The following is a 21,451-nucleotide window of genomic DNA, read 5'->3' as shown; positions in this document are numbered from 1 at the left end:
GCGACCCGCGCCCGTCCGAGGGCCGTTCCCCCGATTCGAGGAGTACGCAGAGATGACCGCCCCGGTGTTCGTGGTGGAGAAGGTGCCCGCCGAGGGGCCCGGGTTCGTCCTGGACGGGCCCGAGGGGCGGCACGCCGTGTCCGTGAAGCGGCTGGAGCCGGGGGAGCGGGTGGTCCTCACCGACGGGGTCGGCGGCTGGGCGGAGGCCGTGGTGACCGCCGCCGAGGGCAAGGACCGGCTGGTGGCCGAGGTCCTCGCCGCCGGTACGGAGGAGCCGGCCGCGCCCCGCGTCACCGTGGTGCAGGCCCTCCCCAAGGGAGACCGCGGGGAGCTGGCGGTGGAGACCATGACGGAGACCGGGGTGGACGCCGTGGTGCCCTGGCAGGCGTCCCGCTGCATCACCCAGTGGCGCGGGGACCGCGGGGCCAAGTCGCTGGCGAAGTGGCGGAACACGGCGCGGGAGGCCGGGAAGCAGTCCCGTCGGGTCCGCTTCCCCGAGGTCGCCGAGGCCATGTCCACCAAGCAGGTGGCCGCCCTGTTGGCCACGGCCGACCTCGGCGTGGTCCTGCACGAGGACCGGGACGCCCCGAGCGAGGCCCTGGCCACCGCCGAGCTGCCCGCCGGCGGGCACATCGTGGTGGTCGTCGGCCCCGAGGGCGGGGTCTCCCCGGAGGAGCTGGCCGTCTTCGCGGAGGCCGGGGCCCGCCCCTACCGGCTGGGCCGCTCGGTGCTGCGGACCTCCACGGCGGGCACCGCCGCCGTGGCCGTGCTGCTGGCCCGCACCGGCCGCTGGTCCTGACCCCGGACGGTCGGAGCGGTCGGGGTCGCCGGAGGAGCGGGAGGGGCCGGTCGGGTCTCGCCGGGCCCGGCCCCGTCACCGGCGGATACGATGCCGGGACCGATCAACGGCACGGAGGGTGCGACCACATGCCAGGCGAACCGCAGGCGGACTGCCTGTTCTGCAAGATCGTCAAGGGGGAGATCCCCGCCACGGTCGTCCGCGAGACCGAGACCACGGTGGCCTTCCGGGACATCAACCCGCAGGCCCCCACGCACGTGCTGGTCATCCCGCGGCTCCACTACCCCGACGCCGCCTCCCTGGCCGCCGCAGAACCGACCGTCCTGGCCGACGTGCTGCGCGAGGCGGGCGAGGTCGCGGAGCAGGAGAAGGTGGCGGGCACCGGCTACCGCGTCGTCTTCAACACGGGTGCGGGCGCGGGCCAGACGGTCTTCCACGCGCACGCCCACGTGCTCGGCGGCCGCGGCCTCGAATGGCCCCCCGGGTAGTCCGCCGTGTCCGTACGCGAACTCGTCGTGCTCGGCACCGCCAGCCAGGTGCCCACCCGCCACCGCAACCACAACGGCTACCTGCTCCGCTGGGACGGCCAGGGGATCCTCTTCGACCCCGGTGAGGGCACCCAGCGGCAGATGCTGCGGGCCGGCGTGGCCGCGCACGACATCGACCGGATCTGCGTCACCCACTTCCACGGGGACCACTCCCTGGGCCTGGCCGGGGTGATCCAGCGGATCAACCTCGACCGGGTGCCGCACCCGGTCACCGCGCACTTCCCGGCCAGTGGGCAGAAGTTCTTCGACCGGCTGCGGTACGCCACCGCCTACCGGGAGACCGTCCACATCGCCGAGGAGCCGGTGTCCGAGGACGGTCCGCTCGCCGGGCCCGTGCCGTACCTGCTGGAGGCGCGGCTGCTCAGCCACCCCGTGGAGTCCTTCGGCTACCGGATCACCGAGCCCGACGGCCGCCGCATGGTGCCCGAGCTGCTGGCCCGGCACGGGATCAAGGGGCCGGACGTGGGCCGCATCCAGCGGGAGGGCTCCGTCGACGGGGTCACCCTGGAGCAGGTCAGCGAGGAACGGCCCGGCCAGAGCTTCGCCTTCGTGATGGACACCCGGCTCTGCGACGGCGTGACCGCGCTCGCCGAGGGCTGCGACATGCTGGTCATCGAGTCCACCTTCCTCGACGAGGACGAGCACCTGGCCGTCGAACACGGCCACTTGACGGTGGGTCAGGCGTCTCGGGTGGCGCGGGAGGCCGGGGTGAGGCACTTGGTGCTCACCCACTTCTCCCAGCGGTACTCCGACCCGGACGTCTTCGAACTCCAGGCCCGCGCGGCCGGGTTCGAGGGCGAGCTGACCGTGGCGCAGGACCTGCTGCGGGTCCCGCTGCCCAAGCGGAGGTAGGGGCCGGGGGCCGGCGCGGTACCGGCGCCGGCCCCCCGCCGCACTCCCGCCCGCGGGTCCCCCTCACCCGCTCCTCGCCCCTCCGCCCGCCCTCCGCCCGCCCGCCGTGCGCTCGCCCGCCGCGTCCGGCCGGGCGCGGACGGTGACGCCCGGGCCCCCGTGGCGGGAGGCACTTACAGAGACCCTCAAGCCCCGCCGGGCACCATCGGACGGAAGGTCGCTCCCGTCAGGACGCGAGAACCGGGGGTGATCTGGGACACACTTGGTTCAGTGCCCGCTTTGTGAGGGCAAAGCTGGCGTTCGTCCACGGCATTCCTGATCGTTGACCCTGCAGAAACGACCCCTCGGAACGGGGAGCACCACGTGAGCAGTCGGAATGGACAGCACTCGACGGGCCGGGCCGCGCTGGACCCGCTGAGGGAAGTACGGGCGTGGCAGGACCCGGTCTGCGACGTGTTCCTGACCGGCACGGTCTTCCTGGACATCATCTTCACCGGGCTGGACTCCGCCCCGGTCCGCGGCACCGAGTCCTGGGCCCGAGGCATGGGCTCCAGCCCCGGCGGCGTGGCCAACATGGCCACCGCCCTGGCCCGGCTCGGGCTGCGCACCTCCCTCGCCGCCGCCTTCGGGGACGACCACTACGGCGAGTACTGCTGGGACACCCTGGAGCAGGGCGAGGGCATCGACCTGTCCATGTCGCGGACCATCCCGGGCTGGCACTCCCCGGTCACCGTCTCCATGGCCTACGAGGGCGAGCGGACCATGGTCAGCCACGGCCACGAGGCGCCGCCGCCCGCCGGGCCCGGCCCCTTCCCGAACTGCCCGCCGCGGGCCCGGGCCGCCGTGGCCTCGCTGGAGCCGGGACGGACGGAGGAGTGGATCGCCGCCGCGGCCGGCCGGGGCTCCCGGATCTTCGCCGACGTGGGCTGGGACGACACCGGCCGCTGGGACCTGGACGGCCTGGCCGACCTGGCCCACTGCGAGGCCTTCCTGCCGAACGCCGCCGAGGCCATGCGCTACACCGGCACCCGCTGCCCGCGCGCGGCCGCGAAGGCGCTGGCGGAGCGGGTGCCGATCGCGGTGGTCACGATGGGCCCGGAGGGCTCGTACGCGGTGGACGGCCGGACCGGGGAGACCGCCCAGGTCCCCGGGATCACGGTGGACGCCCTCGACCCCACCGGGGCCGGGGACGTGTACGTGGCCGGCTTCCTGACCGGCACCCTGGCGGGCTGGCCGCTGGCCGACCGGCTGGCCTTCGCCGGGCTCACGGCCGCCCTCTCCGTCACCGAGTTCGGCGGATCCCTCTCGGCCCCCGGCTGGGAGGAGGTCGCCACCTGGTGGCGGCAGGTCCGGGGGCTCCCCGGCGGGGTCCCGGAGGAGCTGCGGCGCTACGGCTTCCTGGAGGACCTGCTGCCGGACTCGGCCCTGCGCGAACAGCGCGGCCCCCGCCGTCGGGCGGTCCCCACCCTCGGCTTCCCCGTGTCCGCCTGAGGGCCCGGACCCGGCGCGGGACCCGCCCGGCCCGCCTCCCGCGCGGATGCCGGGCCCCGGGGCCCGCCCGCGGTCCCGGCCCGCCCGGGACCCGCACGGCCGGGGGCCGCCGGAAGTGCGGCGGAAAACCCCTCTGGGCCCGCCCGCGGGCGTCGTACGCTTGGAAACCACAGAGGTCCTCGATCGGCGAGGCCCCTCCACAGGAGGTATGCGCAGGCCACAGTGCCGGCCCATGACTCAGACACCCATAGACCGGTCCCCCGCGGCGGGGCAGGCGCGAGCCCACTTCACCGTCCCCGCGAAGCACCCGATGGTGATGGTGCTCGGCTCGGGTGACGCCCTGCTGCGCACGATCGAGAACGCCTTCCCCGGTACCGACATCCACGTCCGGGGCAACCAGATCAGCGCGGTGGGGGACGCGGCGGAAGTCGCGCTCGTCCAGCGCCTGTTCGACCAGATGATGCTGGTGCTCCGCACCGGGCAGCCGATGACGGAGGACGCAGTGGAACGCTCGATCGCGATGCTCCGGGCCGACGGCGGAGACGGCGGGGAGGCCGTGCAGGAGACGCCCGCCGAGGTGCTCACGCAGAACATCCTCTCCAGCCGCGGCCGCACGATCCGGCCCAAGACCCTCAACCAGAAGCGCTACGTCGACGCCATCGACAAGCACACGGTCGTCTTCGGCATCGGCCCCGCCGGTACCGGCAAGACCTATCTCGCCATGGCCAAGGCGGTCCAGGCCCTGCAGTCCAAGCAGGTCAGCCGGATCATCCTGACCCGGCCCGCCGTCGAGGCGGGGGAGCGCCTGGGCTTCCTGCCCGGCACCCTCTACGAGAAGATCGACCCGTACCTGCGGCCGCTGTACGACGCCCTGCACGACATGCTCGACCCCGACTCCATCCCGCGGCTGATGGCCGCGGGCACCATCGAGGTCGCGCCGCTGGCGTACATGCGAGGGCGGACCCTCAACGACGCCTTCATCATCCTCGACGAGGCGCAGAACACGAACCCCGAGCAGATGAAGATGTTCCTGACCCGGCTCGGGTTCGAATCGAAGATCGTCATCACCGGTGACGTGACCCAGATCGACCTGCCCGGCGGGACCAAGTCCGGTCTCAAGCAGGTGCAGGAGATCCTCGCGGACGTGGAGGACGTCCACTTCTCGCGGCTCACGACCCAGGATGTCGTCCGGCACAAGCTCGTCGGCCGTATTGTCGACGCGTACGAGCAGTACGACAGCCGCAACGGGAAGTAGCACGAGAAGCACATGTCGATCGACGTCAACAACGAGTCCGGTACCGAGGTCGACGAGCAGGCGATCCTGGACGTCGCCCGCTACGCGCTCACCAGGATGCGGATCCACCCGCTCTCCGAACTGTCGGTGATCGTCGTGGACGCCGAGGCGATGGAGCAGCTCCACATCCAGTGGATGGACCTCCCCGGGCCCACCGATGTCATGTCCTTCCCGATGGACGAGCTGCGTCCCCCGGCCAAGGACGACGAGGAGCCCCCGCAGGGGCTCCTCGGTGACATCGTGCTCTGCCCCGAGGTCGCGAAGAAGCAGGGCGAGGAGGCCCCGACCGGCCACTCCATGGACGAGGAGCTCCAGCTCCTGACCGTGCACGGGGTCCTCCACCTGCTCGGCTACGACCACGAGGAGCCGGACGAGAAGGTCGAGATGTTCGGCCTGCAGGCGGCCATCGTGGACGGCTGGCGGGCGGAGAAGGGCCTCACCGGCCCCTCCCCGGCCCCGACGGTCTCGTGACCGCCCCGCAGCTCATCACCGGGGCGGTCCTGCTGGTCGTCGTGGCCTGGCTGGCGGCCTGCGCGGAGGCCGGGATCGCCCGGGTCTCCGCCTTCCGCGCCGAGGAGGCGGTCCGCTCCGGCCGCAAGGGCGCCGCGAAGCTGGCACAGGTCGCCGCGGACCCCACCCGCTACCTCAACGTGGCCCTGCTGGTGCGGGTGGCCTGCGAGATGGCCGCCGGGGTGCTCGTCACCTACGTCTGCCTGGACGCCCTCGGCGAGAACTGGACCGCGCTGTTCACGGCCATCGCCGTGATGGTGCTGGTCTCCTACGTGGCCGTCGGGGTCTCCCCGCGCACCATCGGCCGCCAACACCCCCTGAACACCGCCACGGCCGCCGCGTACGTGCTGCTGCCGCTGGCCCGGATCATGGGGCCGATCCCGCAGCTCCTGATCCTCCTCGGCAACGCCCTCACCCCCGGCAAGGGCTTCCGCAAGGGGCCGTTCGCCTCCGAGGCCGAACTGCGGGCCATGGTCGACCTCGCCGAGAAGGAGTCCCTCATCGAGGACGAGGAGCGCCGCATGGTGCACTCCGTCTTCGAACTGGGCGACACCCTGGTGCGCGAGGTGATGGTGCCCCGCACCGACCTGATCTGCATCGAGCGGTTCAAGACGGTCCGTCAGGCCACCACGCTGGCCCTGCGGTCGGGCTTCTCGCGGATCCCCGTCACCGGGGAGAACGAGGACGACATCGTCGGGATCGTCTACCTCAAGGACCTCGTCCGCAAGACCCACGTGAGCCGGGACGCCGAGGGCGACCCGGTCTCCACGGCCATGCGGCCCGCGGCCTTCGTGCCCGACACCAAGAACGCCGGTGACCTGCTGCGCGAGATGCAGCAGGACCGCAGCCACGTGGCCGTCGTCATCGACGAGTACGGCGGCACCGCGGGCATCGTCACCATCGAGGACATCCTGGAGGAGATCGTCGGCGAGATCACCGACGAGTACGACCGGGAGATCCCGCCGGTGGAGGAACTGGACCAGGGCCGCTACCGGGTGACGGCCCGCCTGGACATCACCGACCTCGGCGAGCTCTTCGGGATCGACGAGTACGACGACGAGGACGTGGAGACCGTCGGCGGCCTCCTCGCGAAGGCCCTCGGCCGCGTACCGATTGCAGGTGCCACGGCCCTGGTGGAACTGCCGGACGGCCGCAAGCTGCGCCTGACCGCCGAATCCCCGGCCGGCCGCCGGAACAAGATCGTCACGGTGTTGGTGGAGCCCGAGCCGGCCGCACCCGAAACGGCCGCGGAATGACAGCGGACGGGCTGACCCCCGAGCGGCTGCGGGCCTTCTGCCTGGAGTTCAACGGCGCCGTGGAGGAGTTCCCCTTCGACGAGGGGACCTCCGTCTTCAAGGTGCTGGGCAAGGTCTTCGCCCTCAGCGCCCTGGGGAGCGACCCGCTGCGGGTCAACCTCAAGTGCGATCCGGACGAGGCGGTCCGGCTCCGGGCCGAGCACGAGGCCGTACGGCCCGGCTGGCACATGAACAAGCGGCACTGGAACACGGTGACCGTGGCCGGACTCCCGGAGGCGATGGTCCGCGAGCTGATCGAGGACTCCTACGACCTGGTCGTCGCCGGACTGCCGAGGGCCGAGCGCCTCCGGCTCGACCGGCCGTAGTCCGGGTCCGCCAGGTCCGCTCGGCGCCGGCAGGCGCCCCGTTCCGCACCCACCGCCCCGCCGGACCCACCCGGCGGGGCGGTGTCGTGTCCGGGAAGCTCCGGTTCCGGAACCGTAGGGGACCCAGGTCACGATTTCGCAGGACGTTCGGATCACAGGATTTCTTTACCTTACGCTTAGCTTTGCTTCTGCCAAGCAAGATCCGCCCGGAGGTCCGGCTCCTCACGGGCGCGGTCCTCGACGCGCCCGCGCACCGGCCGCGACGGGTGCGAGGCAGCCGCCCCGCGAGGGGCGGCCCGCGAACCGGGGGGAACGGGGGGTCGGAGGGGAGAGCGCCTCGACGGGACTGCGGCACCACGCGCGCCACGGTCCCGCCGAGGCGCTCCGTTTTCCGGCTCCTTATGCTTCGGGCATGACCGACAGCACTGACCCGGGACAGGGCCTCGGCCCCGAGGACCTGAAGATCATCACCCTGGCGCGCAGCGCCCGGGCCCGTAACGGCGTCCCCGAGGGGGCCGCGGTGCGCGACGAGACGGGCCGCACCTACGTGGCCGGCACGGTGGCCCTGGACTCCCTCCGGCTCAGTGCCCTCCGGACGGCCGTGGCCATGGCCGTCGCCAGCGGGGCCACCTCCCTCGAAGCCGCCGCCGTGGTGACCGAGGCGGACGCCCCCGACGAGGCCGACCGCGCCGCGGTCCGTGACCTGGGCGGTCCCGACACCCCCGTCCTGCTCGCCGGCCCCGACGGGGTACTCCGGCTCAGTACCCCGGCGGGCTGACCCACCGGGACGATCCACCGGGTCGCGCTTCGGGCGGGCCGTCCGACCGGCCCGCCCACCGGCCTTCCGGGGCCTCCGCTCAACCCGTCGGCTTCCGCCGGATCACCATGGACATCAGGGCCGCCCCGGCGCACAGCGCCCCGGAGGCGTACCAGACCACGTCGTACGAGCCGAAGGCGTCCCGGGCCACCCCGCCCAGGAAGGCCACCACCGCCGCGCCGACCTGGTGCGAGGCGAGCACCCAGCCGAAGACGATGGCCCCGTCCTCCCCGTACACCTCCCGGCACAGGGCGATCGTGGGCGGCACGGTCGCCACCCAGTCCAGCCCGTAGAACACGATGAAGAACAGCATCGGCGGGTGCACGGTGGGCGCCAGCAGCATCGGCAGGAACAGCAGCGAGATCCCGCGCAGCGCGTAGTAGACGGCCAGCAGCCGCCGGGAGTCGAAGCGGTCCGTGAGCCAGCCCGAGAACACCGTGCCGACCAGGTCGAAGACGCCGATCACGGCGAGCAGCCCGGCGGCGGCCGTCACCGCCATCCCGTGGTCGTGGGCGGCCGGCACGAAGTGCGTCTTCACCAGGCCGTTGGTCGAGGCCCCGCAGATCGCGAAGGTCCCCGCCAGGAGCCAGAACGGACCGGTCCGGGCCGCCCGCCCCAACACCCCGAGGGCCCGGCGGGCGGCCCCGGGCACCGGAGCCGGCTTCGGCACGAACTCCTCGGAGCCGTAGGGGGCCAGGCCCACGTCCGCCGGGTGGTCCCGCATCAGCAGCCACACCAGGGGGACCACGGCCAGCGCCGACAGGGCCACCGTCACCGCGGCCGGACGCCAACCGTGCTCGGACACCAGCCAGGACAGCAGCGGCAGGAACACCAACTGTCCGGAGGCCCCGGCGGCCGTGAGCACCCCGGTGACCAGCCCGCGCCGGGCGGTGAACCAGCGGTTGGTGACGGTGGCCGCGAAGGCCAGGGCCATGGAGCCGCTGCCCAGGCCCACCAGTACGCCCCAGAAGAGCACCAGCTGCCAGGCGGCCGTCATGGTCACCGTCAGCACGGATCCCACCGCGATCACGGTCAGGGCGGCCGCCACCACCCGGCGGATCCCGAAACGGTCCATCAGGGCCGCGGCGAAGGGGGCGGTCAGCCCGTACAGGGCCAGGTTCACGGAGATCGCGAAGCCGATGGTGCCGCGCGACCAGCCGAACTCCCCGTGCAGCGGCTCGATGAGCAGGCCCGGGAGCGAGGCGAAGGCGGCGGCGCCGACGATCGTCACGAAGGCCACGGCGGCCACGGACCAGGCCCGGTGCACCCGCCGACGGCCGGCCGGGCGACCGGGCCCGGGGCCGGCCACGGGGGCCTGCCGAGCGGGGCCCGGCGGGACGGCGGAGTCGGCGGGCGGAGCGGTGGGGGAGGGGGCCGGGAGGGGGCGGCCGGGCGGGGAGGCGGGGGTCTGCTGCGTCACACCGCACAGCTTCACGGCGGCGGGACCGCCGTTCGAGTGGCCCGGGGGACATGCTTCGTTACGATCGGGCCATGGCAGCCCTTCCCGCGGATCCAGCGCCCTCCGCGTCCCCCGCGCACTCTGTGTCCGCAGCGTCGTCCGCGTCCTCCACGCCCCACCGGGTCGTGGTCCTGGCCCTGCCCGGACTGCTCCCCTTCGAGCTGGGCATCCCGCACCGGATCTTCGGACGGGCCAAGGGCCCCGCCGGCCGCCCCCTGTACACGACCCTGACCTGCGGACTCGCCCCCGGACCGGTGCCCACCGACGCCGACTTCGACGTGCACGTGGCGCACGGCCCCGAGCTGCTGGCCACCGCCGACACCGTGGTCGTCCCCGCCTGCTACGAACTCGGTCCCGTCCACGACGAGGGCCGGCTCACCCCGCCGCTCGCCGCGGCCCTGGCCCACGTCCGGCCCGGCACCCGGCTGGTGTCCATCTGCACCGGCGGATACGTCCTGGCCGCCGCCGGATTCCTGGACGGTCGCCGCGCCACCACCCACTGGGCCTCCGCCGAACACTTCCAACGGCTCTTCCCCGCCGTCCGCGTGGACCCGGACGTCCTGTTCATCGACGACGGGGACGTCCTCACCTCCGCCGGGGTCGCCGCCGGGATCGACCTGTGTCTGCACATCGTGCGCCGCGACCACGGCACCGCCGTCGCCAACGACGTGGCCCGCCGCACCGTGGTCCCCCCGCACCGGGACGGCGGCCAGGCCCAGTTCATCGCCCGTCCGGTGCCCGAACCCCTCCAGGCCAGCACGGCCGCCGCCCGGGACCGCCTGCTCGGCCGCCTCCACGAACCGCTGCTCCTCGCCGAACTGGCCCGCCAGGAGTCCATGTCCGTACGGACCTTCACCCGGCGGTTCCGCGAGGAGTCCGGGCTCAGCCCCGGCCAGTGGCTGACCCGGCAGCGGGTCGAGCGCGCCCGCCACCTCCTGGAGTCCACCGACCTGCCCATGGACCGGGTGGCCCGGGAGGCCGGGTTCGGCACCGCCCAATCCCTGCGCAAGCACCTCCAGGCCGTCCTCGGCACCACGCCCACCGCCTACCGGCGCACCTTCCGGGACACCGACCCGGCCGCGCACCCCGCCGCGCACCCCGTCGTGGCTCCGGGCGCGGTTCCGATCGGGGACCCCGCCGTCACCTGATGGCCCATCAGTCCGTGGGAGCGGGCCTCCTTGACTTCTGCCGCCCCCGGCCCGTGAATGGCCCCCCGCGGTGGCGCGAGCGAGGGGGAACCGATGACGGCAGGCAGGCCCGGGACCCGCACGGGCACCGCCCGCGGACGCCGCTGGACCACCCTCCTCGGGGCGGCCGTCCTGGCCGCCGCCGCGGCCGGCGGGACCCTCGGCGCCCCCGCCCGCGCGGCCGACCCCGGCGCCCCCCGCCCCGACTCCGGCCCCGTCGACTTCCCCCTGCACTGCGCCTACCCGCAGGAAGCCGGACTCCCGCCCGCCGACGGCACCGCCACCGCCGTCCTCACCGTCGACGACCCGAATCCCGAGGTCGGGGACACCGTCACCGTCACCTACCAGGTGCTCCGCACCCCCGCCACGAACCCGCTGCGCTCCGTACTGCCCGCGGACGCGCTCACCCCCACCGGCACGGTCCGCCTCGGCGGCGCCCTGGCCGGCACCGTCACGGTCACCGGCCCCCGACGCAACCCCGCCGTACCCGCCCGGGGGGCCTTCCCCGCCTTCGTCATGACCGGCACCTTCACCGTCACCGCTCCCGGCCCCGTCACGCTCGCCCCCGGCGGTCACACCCTCCACACCGCCCATCTCATGGCCCTGGACACCACCTGCGCCCCCGATCCGGCCGCGCCTCCGCCCGTCGCCGCCCGCGTCACCGTCGGCGCCGTACCCGGCGCGGCGCCCCGGGCGGTCTTCCTCGGCGCCGCGGCCGGACCGCCCGGGGCCCGGGTCCGGGTCACCGGCGCCGGGTTCACCCCCGGCGCCGCCGTCACCGTCGGCGGCCGCACCGGAGCCGCCCCGACCGCCGACCGGACCACCGCCACCGCAGCCGCGGACGGCACCCTCCGTGCCGAGCTGGCCGTCAAGGACCCGGCGACCACCGCCGTCACCGCACACGAGGGCACCACCTGGACCCCGGCGACCGGCGCCGGTCCCGCCGCGTACACCGTCCTCCCGCCGGCGGCCCCGGTCGCCGGCACCCAGCAGGTCACCGTGGACGTCCTCCCCGGCTCCCTCTCGATGCTCCAGGACGGCAGCGAGATCGCCCTGTCCGCCGTGCCCTACGGCGAGGGCGGCAAGGCCACCGGCCGGATCCGCACCGTCACCGTCGAGGACGCCCGCGGCGGCCCCACCGGCTGGTCCCTCACCGCCCGCCTCACCGACTTCACCGGGACCGGTGGCGGCCGGATCGACGGCTCCCGGCTCAGCTGGACCCCGGTCTGCACCGCCGCCACCGGTTCCCCCGGCCGCTGCCTGCCCGGCACGGCCGGGCCCGTGGGGGAGGAGGGGGCCACCCTCGCCGGCAGCCCCGACGCGGAGCGCACCGGCGGGACCTTCACCGTCGACGCCGAGGTCACCCTGGACGTGCCGCCGTACACCCCGCCGGGTGCCTACTCCGCCGTCCTCACCCTGACCCTGTCGTGACCGGGTGAGGGCCGTCGTGTCGGGTCCGGTGCGGTTCGGGGCCGCCCACCGCGGAGGGGTGCTCGTGGTCCTGCTCGGCCTCCTGGTCCTCGTGACGGGCACGATCGGTTCCGCGCGGGCCGCCGACAACGGTCGCTGGTCGGTCCGTCCGGCCGTCACCCCGCTCGGCGAGCGCCCCGCCTTCCACCTGGCGGCCTCCCCCGGCGGCACCCTCACCGACCGGGTCACCGTCACCAACCGCACCGCCGGCCCGCTCACCCTCCGCCTCTACGCCGCCGACGCCCACCTCACCGCCCGCGACGGCGGCTTCGCCGTGCGCGGCCCCGAGGAGCCCCGGCGGGGGATCGGCGCCTGGGCCCGGCCCGCGCGGGAGCGGCTGACCGTACCGGCCCGCTCCGCCGTGACCGTCCCCTTCACCCTGGTCGTACCCGCCCTCGCCGAGCCGGGGGACCACGCAGGGGCCCTCGTCGCCCTGGAGGAGGCTCCCGCCGCGGTCCCCGGCACCGGCATCGGGATCCGGCGGGCCGTGGCCGCCCGGGTGTACCTGCGGGTCTCCGGCCCGGCCGCCCCCGCGCTCGCCGTGGACGGGCTCACCGTCACCCGCTCGGACGGGGACGCGGTCCTCGTCTCGTACACCCTCCACAACCGCGGCAACGTCACCCTCCGCCCCACCGTCACCCTGCGGGCGGAAGGGCTCTTCGGACGGACCCTGCTCAGCCGGCGGGTGCCCGCCCCGCCCGCCGGGCTGCCGCCCGGGGAACGGGTCCGCCGCACCGAGCGTTGGCGGGGCACGCCCGCCCCGGACCGGGCCGAGGTCACCGTCACCGCCACCGCCCCCGGAGCCACCGCCCGGGCCTCCGCCGCCCTGGTCACCGGCCCCTGGTGGGCCGCCCCGACCGCCGCCGCCCTGCTCCTCGTGGCGGGTGCGGGAGCCGCCGGGCGGCGGTACTGGTCGGCACGCGCGGCCGCATCGGGGAGAATGGCCCGCATGAGCGATCGTTCCTCCTCGTCCCCCGCCGCGCACCGCGCGGGCTTTGCCTGCTTCGTCGGCCGCCCCAACGCCGGCAAGTCGACCCTCACCAACGCCCTGGTGGGGACGAAGGTCGCGATCACGTCCAACCGGCCGCAGACCACCCGGCACACCGTCCGCGGCATCGTGCACCGCCCCGACGCGCAGCTCGTCCTCGTGGACACCCCCGGCCTGCACAAGCCGCGCACCCTGCTCGGCGAGCGGCTCAACGACGTGGTGCGGACCACCTGGGCCGAGGTCGACGTGATCGGCTTCTGCCTGCCCGCCGACCAGAAGCTCGGGCCCGGCGACAAGTTCATCGCCAAGGAGCTCGCCGGGATCAAGAAGACCCCGAAGATCGCCATCGTCACCAAGACCGACCTGGTCGACTCGAAGACGCTGGCCGAGCAGCTGCTCGCCATCCACCAGCTCGGCGCCGAGCTGGGCATCGAATGGGCCGAGATCGTCCCCGTCTCCGCGGTCGGCGACCAGCAGGTGCAGCTCCTGGCCGACCTGATCGCCCCGCTGCTGCCGGAGAGCCCGCCGCTGTACCCGGAGGGCGACCTCACCGACGAGCCCGAGATGGTCATGGTCGCGGAGCTGATCCGCGAGGCCGCGCTGGAGGGCGTCCGCGACGAGCTGCCGCACTCGATCGCCGTGGTCGTCGAGGAGATGATCCCGCGGGAGAACCGGCCGGCGGACAAGCCGCTGCTGGACATCCACGCCAACGTCTACATCGAGCGGCCCAGCCAGAAGGGGATCATCATCGGGCCGAAGGGATCCCGGCTGAAGGAGGTCGGGATGAAGTCGCGCAAGCACATCGAGGCTCTGCTCGGGACGCCGGTCTTCCTGGACCTGCACGTCAAGGTGGCCAAGGACTGGCAGCGGGACCCCAAGCAGCTGCGGAAGCTGGGCTTCTGACCCCTGCGGGGCCGGGTGGGGCCGATCCCGTCGTCCGACGTGACGCCGAAGACCCGCCCCACCCCGCCGGTCGGGCGGTGGTCTACGACGGTTCCGCGATGAGGGCCGTGGCCACGCGGGTGAAGCCCGCCTTGGCGTAGACGCGGGCCACGTCCTCGTCACCGGCCGAGAGGAACACCAACCGGGCTCCCTTCTCCCTCGCGTCGGCCGCCAGGGCGCGCGTCACCGCGAGGGCGAGGCCGCGTCGACGGGCCGCGGGGAGGGTCCCGATGCCGACGAGCTCGGCGACCGGGCCGACCGGGTTGTACTGGCCCGCGCTCAGCACCCCGCCGTCCTCGACGGCCGCCGCCAGCACGGTCCGCCCGTCCGCCAGCTTGGTGGCCACGTGGGCCCAGCGGGTCAGCTCCGGGTCCTCGGCGCGGTCCGCGGCGAGGCGGGCGGTCAGTTCGGCCCGGCCGGCCCTGCCGACGGCGGTGCCCCGCTCCCCGAAGGCCAGCGCGGGCACGGTCAGGGCCTCGGCCAGCAGCGGGTCGGTGGGGCCGAGGAGCCGTACGCCGGGGTCCGGTTCCGGGGCGTCGGCCCGCAGGTCCAGCAGCATCAGCGGGTGCGCGCTGACCGGCAGCCCGGCCGCCTCCACCGCGGCCCGCAGACCGGGGGTGGTCTCGGCCACCCACTCGAAGGACTCCGGTACGCCCAGCTCCCGCTGCCGCTCCCGGACCCGCAGCACGTCCGCCGCCGTGACCGGGGCATCGGCGCCCAGGGTGGGCCGCGCGTAGTAGGGCCAGCCCTCGCCCTCCTGGACGAAGAGGGTGAGGGGGCCGAAGTCCTCGGCGCGGGCGCCACCGACGCGGGGCACGGTGTCGTAGTACTTCTCGATGTCCACAAGGCTCATGGGCGCATCCAAGCAAAGCGATCCGCCCAGGTCACACGCTTTTCGGGAGCCCCCGGACGGGCCCCCGCAGGAGCCCCTCAGGCGCCCTCCTTCAGGACGCGGGAGATCAGCCGCCGCTGTGCCTCGGTGAGGTGCGGATCGGCGCAGCGCACCGTCCGCCCGTCCACCGTGATCCGGTACGAGAACCCGTCCCGCACCGCCTCCCCGGCGGGCCCCGGCGGTGCCGGTTCCAGGGCTCGTAGGGCCAGGGCCCGCCACTCCTCCGCGTCGGCCGGATCCGTCAGGTCCGCCGTGTCCACCTCGGCCCGCCGCTCGATGCCGGCGAAGCCGCCGGTGCGCCGTACTTCGATCCTCATGCGCCCTGTCTACCGTGGCGCGGCCGTGGACACACCCACCCGGGACCACGCCTTCACCACGGCCTCGTGCTCCTCGCCGAGGCCGTAGCGGGTCGCGGCCGCGGCCACCGTCAGCCGGGCGAAGTCCTTGAAGGTGGCCTTCACGCCCAGCTCGCCGCCGGTGAGGGTGTCGTACCAGATCCGTCCGGCGCGCTCCCAGGCCGGGCCGCCGAGGGCGGTGGCCAGCAGGTAGAAGGCGTGGTTGGGGATGCCGGAGTTGATGTGGACCCCGCCGTTGTCCCGGCCGGTGGTGACGTAGTCGTCCATGGTGGCGGGCTGCGGGTCCTTGCCGAGCACGTCGTCGTCGTAGGCCGTGCCGGGGGCCTTCATGGAGCGCAGCGCCGTGCCCTCGACACCGGGGGCGAACAGGCCCGCTCCGATCAGCCAGTCCGCGTCCCCGGCGGACTGCCCGAGGGTGTACTGCTTGATCAGGGAGCCGAAGACGTCGGACATGGACTCGTTGAGGGCCCCGGACTGTCCGAAGTAACTGAGGTTGGCCGTGTACTGGGTGACGCCGTGGGCCAGTTCGTGGCCGATGACGTCCACGGGCAGGGTGAAGTCGAGGAAGATCTCGCCGTCCCCGTCGCCGAACACCATCTGTTCGCCGTTCCAGAAGGCGTTGCCGTAGTCCTCGTCGTAGTGCACGGTCGCGACCATCGGCAGGCCCTCGCCGTCGATGGAGTCGCGGTCGAAGGCCCGGAGGAAGAGTTCGAAGGTGGCGCCGAGGCCGGCGTAGGCGCGGTTGGCGGTGGCGTCCTGGACCGGTTCGGAGCCCTCCCGGCGGACGATCTCCCCGGGCAGGTCGGTGCCGCGGCGGGCGTCGTGGACGGTGCGGTCCGGGCGGCCCGGGACCCGCGGGTCCAGGGGCTCGGGGGCGGGCACGCCGATGACGGTGTTCAGCCGCCGGTGGGTGCGCAGGGAGGCGTCGGAGACGAGGGTGCGGCGGGCGGGCCCGGCGACCTGCCGGTTCTCCGAGCGGGCCAGCTGGTCGAGGAGGTGCGGCGGCACGATCGTGCAGAAGACGGGGTGGAAGGCAGCGGCCATGGGATCCATGCGACAGCAATGTGGCACCGGGTGATGGTGCTGTCACTAGCTGCGACCATGATTCATTCGCTTGTCTGAAACGGGGCGAGCACGGTTGACGGATCGCCCGGACCTCCGGCCGGGCTCGGCGTCGAAGCTCACATTCCGGACATCTCGGGAGGTGGGTCCCGCATACTGGAACGGCCACGCGCTCCCGGCGCGGCTCGGCTAGGCTGCCGCCCATCATGCGTTTCGGGCTGCTTCTCCTTAGCTGCCGCGGCGAGGGCCTGTAGTCGTAGGCCGACCCCCTCCCCGCGGAGTCTGGTGTTGCGGATTTACGACCGTCGGCCGTCCCAGGTACTTCGCGGACTCACGAGGAGCCCCACGCCATGACGCAGCACCCCTTCGCCGGTCGCCCCACGCCGATCACCAACGCCACGCACACCCAGCGCCCCTCCGGGATGCCCGTGCACAAGTACGGCGTCTACGAGCAGGTGGACATCCCCGACCGCACGTGGCCGAACGCCCGCATCACCAAGGCCCCCCGCTGGCTGTCCACCGATCTGCGCGACGGCAACCAGGCCCTGATCGACCCGATGAGCCCGGCCCGCAAGCGCGAGATGTTCGACCTGCTGGTCCGCATGGGCTACAAGGAGATCGAGGTCGGCTTCCCCTCCTCCGGCGAGACCGACTTCGCCTTCGTTCGCTCCATCATCGAAGAGGGCGCGATCCCGGACGACGTGACCATCTCGGTACTGACCCAGGCCCGCGAGGACCTGATCGAGCGCACCGTGGAGTCCCTGCGCGGCGCCAAGCGCGCCACCGTGCACCTGTACAACGCCACCGCGCCCACCTTCCGCCGGGTGGTCTTCCGCGGCTCCAAGGAGCAGATCAAGCAGATCGCCGTGGACGGCACCCGCCTGGTCATGGAGTACGCCGAGAAGATCCTGGACGAGGACACCGTCTTCGGCTACCAGTACAGCCCGGAGATCTTCACCGACACCGAGCTGGACTTCGCCCTGGAGGTCTGCGAGGCGGTCTGTGACGTCTGGCAGCCCGGTCCCGGCCGCGAGATCATCCTGAACCTGCCGGCCACCGTCGAGCGCTCCACCCCCTCCACGCACGCGGACCGCTTCGAGTGGATGGCCCGCAACCTGACCCGCCGCGAGTTCGTCTGCATCTCCGTGCACCCCCACAACGACCGCGGCACCGCCGTGGCCGCCGCGGAACTGGCCGTGATGGCGGGCGCCGACCGCATCGAGGGCTGCCTGTTCGGGCAGGGCGAGCGCACCGGCAACGTGGACCTGGTCACCCTGGGCATGAACCTGTTCTCCCAGGGCGTGGACCCGCAGATCGACTTCTCGCAGATCGACGAGATCCGCCGGACCTCCGAGTACTGCAACCAGATGGAGGTCCACCCCCGCCACCCCTACGCGGGCGACCTGGTCTACACGGCCTTCTCCGGATCGCACCAGGACGCGATCAAGAAGGGCTTCGACGCCATGGAGGCCGACGCGGCCGCCCAGGGCAAGACCGTCGACGACATCGAGTGGGCGGTCCCGTACCTGCCCATCGACCCCAAGGACGTGGGCCGCTCCTACGAGGCGGTCATCCGGGTCAACTCCCAGTCCGGCAAGGGCGGCATCGCGTACGTCCTGAAGAATGACCACAAGCTGGACCTGCCGCGCCGCATGCAGATCGAGTTCTCCCGGATCATCCAGGCCAAGACCGACGCCGAGGGCGGCGAGGTCACGCCCCAGCAGATCTGGTCGACCTTCCGCGACGAGTACCTGCCCAACCCGGAGAACCCGTGGGGCCGGATCCAGCTGCGCGCCGGTTCCACCGCGACCGACAAGGACGGCACCGACACCCTGACCGTCGAGGCGGTCGTGGACGGCGCCGAGACCGTGCTGAACGGCACCGGCAACGGCCCGATCTCCGCCTTCTTCGACGCCCTGGCCGGCATCGGGATCGACGCCCGCCTGCTGGACTACACCGAGCACACCATGAGCGAGGGCGCCTCCGCCCAGGCCGCCTCGTACATCGAGTGCGCCATCGACGGCCGGGTCCTGTGGGGCATCGGCATCGACGCCAACACCACCCGCGCCTCCCTGAAGGCCGTCATCTCCGCGGTCAACCGCGCCGGCCGCTGAACGACGGGCCGGTGGCCCCGGCCCCGTGGCGACCGCCGTCCCACCGGTCCCCGGCCCGTCCCTCCCGCGCGGAGGGGCGGGCCGGGGGCGTTCCCGGGCCCGCCCGACGGCGAGAACCGGCCACCCCGGCCGCCGTGGTCCGGCTGTTGTCGGCCGGATCCGCGGCGGCCCCCGCGTCCGCGCCGGCCGGTGCGCCTTCGACGGTCGTCCCGCCCGACCCGCGGTGACCCGGTGGAACCGCCCCGTCACGCGCCGCACCCTCGGAGACGGGGGCGCACAGGGGGGCGCTAAGGGGCGCAGATCGGCCAACTCCTGCCCAGGTAGCGGGCTTGTCTCGTCACGGGGCTGCCGAGGGCACACCGGTGTGGCTAACATCACGCCAACGCGGCGATGTTGCCGGAAGGTTACGGAGGTGGACCGTGGCGCTTGCTCGGGGTGAGTCCGTCCGGAAGTGGACCGTGTGCGGCATCCGTACCACCTGGAGCACCGTCGGGGACGGGGAGTTCTTCTGCCCGGACTGCGGCGGGGACCGCAACTACCGCCGCCGCACCGGCCGTCGCCGGTTCACCCTGCTGGGGATCCCGCTGCTGCCGCGCGGCCTGGCGGGCCCCGTCGTCGAATGCGGCACCTGCCGCGGCCGGTTCGGCACCGAGGTCCTGGACCACCCCACCTGCACCCGCTTCTCGGCGATGCTGCGCGACGCCGTGCACACCGTGGTCCTCGCCGTGCTGACGGCCACCGGCACGCCCTCCCGGCAGGCCCTGACCGCCGCCGCGCTGGCCGCGCGCGGCGCCGGGTACGAGGAGTGCGCGGAGGAGGAGCTGGCCGAGGTGGTGGAGGCCCTGTCGGTGGACTCCGGCCGCCTCACCCCGGACATGATCAGCGCCGCCCTCTCCATCGAACTGCACGAGGCCCTGGAGCCGCTCGCCCCCCACCTGGCCCCCGCGGGCCGGGAGTCGCTGCTGCTGACCGGGGCCCGGATCGCCCTCTGCGACGGCCCCTACAGCCCCGCGGAGCGCGAGGTCCTGGCCACCGTCGGAGGCGCCCTCAAGCTGGATCCGGCCGAGGTCGCCCGGCTGCTGGCCGCGGCCCGTACCCCCTCATAGCGGCCCTTGTGCGCCGATGTCCGGGCCGTCACGGCCCGGGCTCGGCGGTAACGATTGGGCGTCACGGCCTCAGGAATGGCCGGAACTGATCAGTCCACGGCTCCGTCGGCCGTCTCCGACGGAACGTCACGGTTCGTTCACGGGAACGGCCCCTTCGCGGGCGGGAAGCAGCGGGTGCGCAGGTCGGCGCCCCGGCTCCCCGCCCGCGTTCGCGTGTGCGGGTACCGGTCGGGCGACCGGCCCATAGGGGAGTGCGCCGGTCCGGCGCCATGGTGCGAACCGACGAATCGAGTTCCGCCCAGCCTCAACACTTTGTAGAAGTCGACGATGTCGGTGAGCCGGGCCACAGGCGTTCAATTCCGGTCACACGAAGAGACGCCGCCGGTAACAGCCCGGGGCTTCGATCCACGTGACTGCACTGACAACCCCGGCGACCACCCGAGCGACGCCGGGGACAACCAGATCCCCTCTCACTTACCTACCTCGAAGGGCAAGGCAGAGATGGCACGTGTCGCCGCCCGGCTTTCCACCCGCGGAGAGCAGAGCACGCACCCGGTCGACGAGGTGCTCCCCCTCCCCAAGCTCGCGCTGTACGGCTTCCAGCACGTACTCGCCTTCTACGCCGGTGCCGTGATCGTCCCGATCATCGTCGGCAACGCACTGAAGCTCAGCCCCGAAGAACTCGTCTACCTGATCAACGCCGACCTCTTCACCTGCGGCATCGCCTCCATCGTCCAGGCCCTCGGCGTCGGCCGGATCGGCGCCAGACTGCCCCTCATCCAGGGCGTCACCTTCACCGCCGTCTCTCCGATGATCGCCATCGGGCTCGGCGCGGGCGGCGGCACCGCCGCCCTGCTGCTCATCTACGGCGCCGTCATCACCGCGGGCCTCGCCACCTTCGCCTTCGCCTGGCTCCCCGCCCGGGTCTTCCGCGGGGTGATGCGGCTCTTCCCGCCCGTCGTCACCGGCACCGTCATCACCGTCCTCGGCGTGGTCCTGCTCCCCGTCGGCCTCAACGACGCCGCGGGCGGCGTGGGGAGCCCCGACTTCGGCGACCCGAAGCACTTCGCCTACGCGGGCGGCACCATGCTCTTCATCCTCGTCCTGATGAAGATCGGCAAGCCCTTCCTCTCCAGCATCTCCATCCTCCTCGGCCTGGTCGGCGGCACCCTGGTCGCCCTCCTCCTCGGCGACGCGAAGTTCGGCGGGGTCGGCGACGCCGACTGGATCGGGGTCACCACCCCCTTCCACTTCGGGGCGCCGAAGTTCGAGTGGTTCCCGATCCTCCTCATGCTGATCGTCATGCTGATCACGATGGTGGAGACCACCGGCGACACCTACGCCGTCGGCGACATCGTCGGCAAGGAGGTCGACAGCGAGACCGTGGCCCGCGCCCTGCGCGCCGACGGCGCCGCCACCGCCCTCGGCGGCGTCCTCAACTCCTTCCCGTACGTGGCCTTCGCCGAGAACGTCGGCCTGGTCCGCATGACCAAGGTCAAGAGCCGCTTCGTGGTGGTGGCCGCGGGCGTCTTCATGATCATCCTGGGTCTGCTGCCCAAGGCCGCCGCGATCGTCGCCGCCGTCCCGCACGGGGTCCTCGGCGGCGCCGCCACCGTGATGTTCGGCATGGTCGCCCTCGCCGGCATCCAGACCCTCGCCAAGGTGGACCTCAAGGAGGAGAGGAACGCCCTCGTCGTCGGCGTCTCCCTGGCCTTCGCCCTGCTCCCCGCCACCGTGCCGGTGCTCTTCACCGAGCACATGGACGCCGACCTGTCCTCCCTGCTCAACAGCGGGGTCACGCTCGGCGCCACGGCCGCCATCCTGCTCAACCTGATCTTCAACGGGCTCGGGGCGAAGGGCGACCCCGTTCCCGCGGTCCCGGCCCCCGCCGCCCCGGCGGACCCCGCCGCGGACCCGGCGCCGACCGCCGAGCCCGTCGCGGC

At 73.5% G+C, this 21,451-nt stretch carries 19 protein-coding genes; 15 read left to right on the top strand and 4 right to left on the bottom strand.

Annotation, left to right across the window (positions count from 1 at the left end; all coding sequences use genetic code 11):
* The first annotated feature begins 52 nt into the window (after positions 1–52).
* The 9 genes from ABTZ17_RS25260 to ABTZ17_RS25220 all read left to right on the top strand — a co-directional run bounded on the left by ABTZ17_RS25260 (position 53) and on the right by ABTZ17_RS25220 (position 7,893).
* Complete coding sequence (locus ABTZ17_RS25260; protein WP_352197987.1) at positions 53–799, top strand: 16S rRNA (uracil(1498)-N(3))-methyltransferase; 747 nt, start codon at positions 53–55, stop codon at positions 797–799.
* 128 nt (positions 800–927) lie between these two features.
* Entirely contained in the window at positions 928–1,287 is a 360-nt protein-coding gene (locus ABTZ17_RS25255) for a histidine triad nucleotide-binding protein (protein WP_352197986.1), read from the top strand.
* A 6-nt stretch (positions 1,288–1,293) separates the two neighbouring features.
* On the top strand, positions 1,294–2,199 hold the full coding sequence (locus ABTZ17_RS25250) for a ribonuclease Z (RefSeq protein ID WP_352197985.1): 906 nt from the start codon (positions 1,294–1,296) through the stop codon (positions 2,197–2,199).
* A 363-nt stretch (positions 2,200–2,562) separates the two neighbouring features.
* Positions 2,563–3,690 (top strand): carbohydrate kinase family protein, encoded by a 1,128-nt coding sequence (locus tag ABTZ17_RS25245; protein ID WP_502994835.1) that lies wholly within the window; start codon positions 2,563–2,565, stop codon positions 3,688–3,690.
* Positions 3,691–3,922: 232 nt separating this feature from the next.
* Entirely contained in the window at positions 3,923–4,945 is a 1,023-nt protein-coding gene (locus tag ABTZ17_RS25240) for a PhoH family protein (protein ID WP_352197984.1), read from the top strand.
* Between the two features lie 12 nt (positions 4,946–4,957).
* Positions 4,958–5,455 carry an rRNA maturation RNase YbeY gene (gene ybeY, locus ABTZ17_RS25235; protein WP_352197983.1) on the top strand — a complete coding sequence of 166 codons (498 nt, stop codon included), beginning with the start codon at positions 4,958–4,960 and terminating at the stop codon, positions 5,453–5,455.
* Positions 5,452–6,750: a hemolysin family protein gene (locus ABTZ17_RS25230; protein ID WP_352197982.1), complete on the top strand. Its 1,299-nt coding sequence runs from the start codon at positions 5,452–5,454 to the stop codon at positions 6,748–6,750. The genes ybeY and ABTZ17_RS25230 overlap by 4 nt, the downstream gene beginning before the upstream one ends.
* A gap of 11 nt (positions 6,751–6,761) precedes the next feature.
* Entirely contained in the window at positions 6,762–7,115 is a 354-nt protein-coding gene (locus ABTZ17_RS25225) for an MmcQ/YjbR family DNA-binding protein (protein WP_352197996.1), read from the top strand.
* Positions 7,116–7,527: 412 nt separating this feature from the next.
* On the top strand, positions 7,528–7,893 hold the full coding sequence (locus ABTZ17_RS25220; protein ID WP_352197981.1) for a cytidine deaminase-like protein: 366 nt from the start codon (positions 7,528–7,530) through the stop codon (positions 7,891–7,893).
* Between the two features lie 79 nt (positions 7,894–7,972).
* Here ABTZ17_RS25220 and ABTZ17_RS25215 read toward each other — a convergent pair whose 3' ends face one another.
* Positions 7,973–9,241 carry an MFS transporter gene (locus ABTZ17_RS25215; protein ID WP_352197995.1) on the bottom strand — a complete coding sequence of 423 codons (1,269 nt, stop codon included), beginning with the start codon at positions 9,239–9,241 and terminating at the stop codon, positions 7,973–7,975.
* A gap of 182 nt (positions 9,242–9,423) precedes the next feature.
* Here ABTZ17_RS25215 and ABTZ17_RS25210 point away from each other — a divergent pair, with 182 nt between their 5' ends.
* The 3 genes from ABTZ17_RS25210 (at position 9,424) to era (ending at position 13,939) form a co-directional block, all read left to right on the top strand.
* Positions 9,424–10,539, top strand: a complete 1,116-nt coding sequence (locus tag ABTZ17_RS25210; RefSeq protein ID WP_352197980.1) for a GlxA family transcriptional regulator — start codon at positions 9,424–9,426, stop codon at positions 10,537–10,539.
* A 93-nt stretch (positions 10,540–10,632) separates the two neighbouring features.
* Positions 10,633–12,009 (top strand): WxL domain-containing protein, encoded by a 1,377-nt coding sequence (locus tag ABTZ17_RS25205; RefSeq protein ID WP_352197979.1) that lies wholly within the window; start codon positions 10,633–10,635, stop codon positions 12,007–12,009.
* A gap of 979 nt (positions 12,010–12,988) precedes the next feature.
* Complete coding sequence (era, locus tag ABTZ17_RS25200) at positions 12,989–13,939, top strand: GTPase Era (protein WP_502994836.1); 951 nt, start codon at positions 12,989–12,991, stop codon at positions 13,937–13,939.
* 82 nt (positions 13,940–14,021) lie between these two features.
* Here era and ABTZ17_RS25195 read toward each other — a convergent pair whose 3' ends face one another.
* The 3 genes from ABTZ17_RS25195 to ABTZ17_RS25185 form a co-directional block, all read right to left on the bottom strand.
* Entirely contained in the window at positions 14,022–14,831 is an 810-nt protein-coding gene (locus tag ABTZ17_RS25195; RefSeq protein WP_352197978.1) for a GNAT family N-acetyltransferase, read from the bottom strand.
* Positions 14,832–14,908: 77 nt separating this feature from the next.
* Entirely contained in the window at positions 14,909–15,187 is a 279-nt protein-coding gene (locus tag ABTZ17_RS25190; RefSeq protein ID WP_352197977.1) for a protealysin inhibitor emfourin, read from the bottom strand.
* A gap of 9 nt (positions 15,188–15,196) precedes the next feature.
* Positions 15,197–16,270, bottom strand: a complete 1,074-nt coding sequence (locus ABTZ17_RS25185; RefSeq protein WP_352197976.1) for a M4 family metallopeptidase — start codon at positions 16,268–16,270, stop codon at positions 15,197–15,199.
* Positions 16,271–16,638: 368 nt separating this feature from the next.
* On the opposite strand from ABTZ17_RS25185, the gene leuA reads away from it, so the two are divergent.
* From leuA to ABTZ17_RS25170, 3 genes are all read left to right on the top strand, one after another.
* Entirely contained in the window at positions 16,639–18,402 is a 1,764-nt protein-coding gene (leuA, locus tag ABTZ17_RS25180; RefSeq protein WP_352197975.1) for a 2-isopropylmalate synthase, read from the top strand.
* Positions 18,403–18,821: 419 nt separating this feature from the next.
* Positions 18,822–19,508, top strand: coding sequence for a TerB family tellurite resistance protein (locus tag ABTZ17_RS25175; protein ID WP_502994834.1), 687 nt, complete (start codon positions 18,822–18,824; stop codon positions 19,506–19,508).
* 501 nt (positions 19,509–20,009) lie between these two features.
* Positions 20,010–21,451, top strand: a 1,442-nt coding sequence (locus ABTZ17_RS25170) for a nucleobase:cation symporter-2 family protein (protein WP_352197973.1), incomplete at its 3' end; no start/stop codon positions are given.

Origin of the sequence: Streptomyces sp. NPDC097619, assembly GCF_040302735.1 — a bacterium.
Taxonomy (GTDB): Bacteria; Actinomycetota; Actinomycetes; order Streptomycetales; family Streptomycetaceae; genus Streptomyces.
This window is presented reverse-complemented; position numbering and strand designations above follow the sequence as displayed.

Excerpts from the sequence above, each read along its gene's own strand:
- ABTZ17_RS25260 (WP_352197987.1), top strand. The coding sequence starts at position 53 with ATGACCGCCCCGGTGTTCGTGGTGGAGAAGGTGCCCGCCGAGGGGCCC.
- ABTZ17_RS25255 (WP_352197986.1), top strand. The coding sequence starts at position 928 with ATGCCAGGCGAACCGCAGGCGGACTGCCTGTTCTGCAAGATCGTCAAG.
- ABTZ17_RS25240 (WP_352197984.1), top strand. The coding sequence starts at position 3,923 with ATGACTCAGACACCCATAGACCGGTCCCCCGCGGCGGGGCAGGCGCGA.
- ybeY (WP_352197983.1), top strand. The coding sequence starts at position 4,958 with ATGTCGATCGACGTCAACAACGAGTCCGGTACCGAGGTCGACGAGCAG.
- ABTZ17_RS25220 (WP_352197981.1), top strand. The coding sequence starts at position 7,528 with ATGACCGACAGCACTGACCCGGGACAGGGCCTCGGCCCCGAGGACCTG.
- ABTZ17_RS25210 (WP_352197980.1), top strand. The coding sequence starts at position 9,424 with ATGGCAGCCCTTCCCGCGGATCCAGCGCCCTCCGCGTCCCCCGCGCAC.
- ABTZ17_RS25205 (WP_352197979.1), top strand. The coding sequence starts at position 10,633 with ATGACGGCAGGCAGGCCCGGGACCCGCACGGGCACCGCCCGCGGACGC.
- era (WP_502994836.1), top strand. The coding sequence starts at position 12,989 with ATGGCCCGCATGAGCGATCGTTCCTCCTCGTCCCCCGCCGCGCACCGC.
- ABTZ17_RS25195 (WP_352197978.1), bottom strand. The coding sequence starts at position 14,831 with ATGAGCCTTGTGGACATCGAGAAGTACTACGACACCGTGCCCCGCGTC.
- ABTZ17_RS25190 (WP_352197977.1), bottom strand. The coding sequence starts at position 15,187 with ATGAGGATCGAAGTACGGCGCACCGGCGGCTTCGCCGGCATCGAGCGG.
- ABTZ17_RS25185 (WP_352197976.1), bottom strand. The coding sequence starts at position 16,270 with ATGGCCGCTGCCTTCCACCCCGTCTTCTGCACGATCGTGCCGCCGCAC.
- leuA (WP_352197975.1), top strand. The coding sequence starts at position 16,639 with ATGACGCAGCACCCCTTCGCCGGTCGCCCCACGCCGATCACCAACGCC.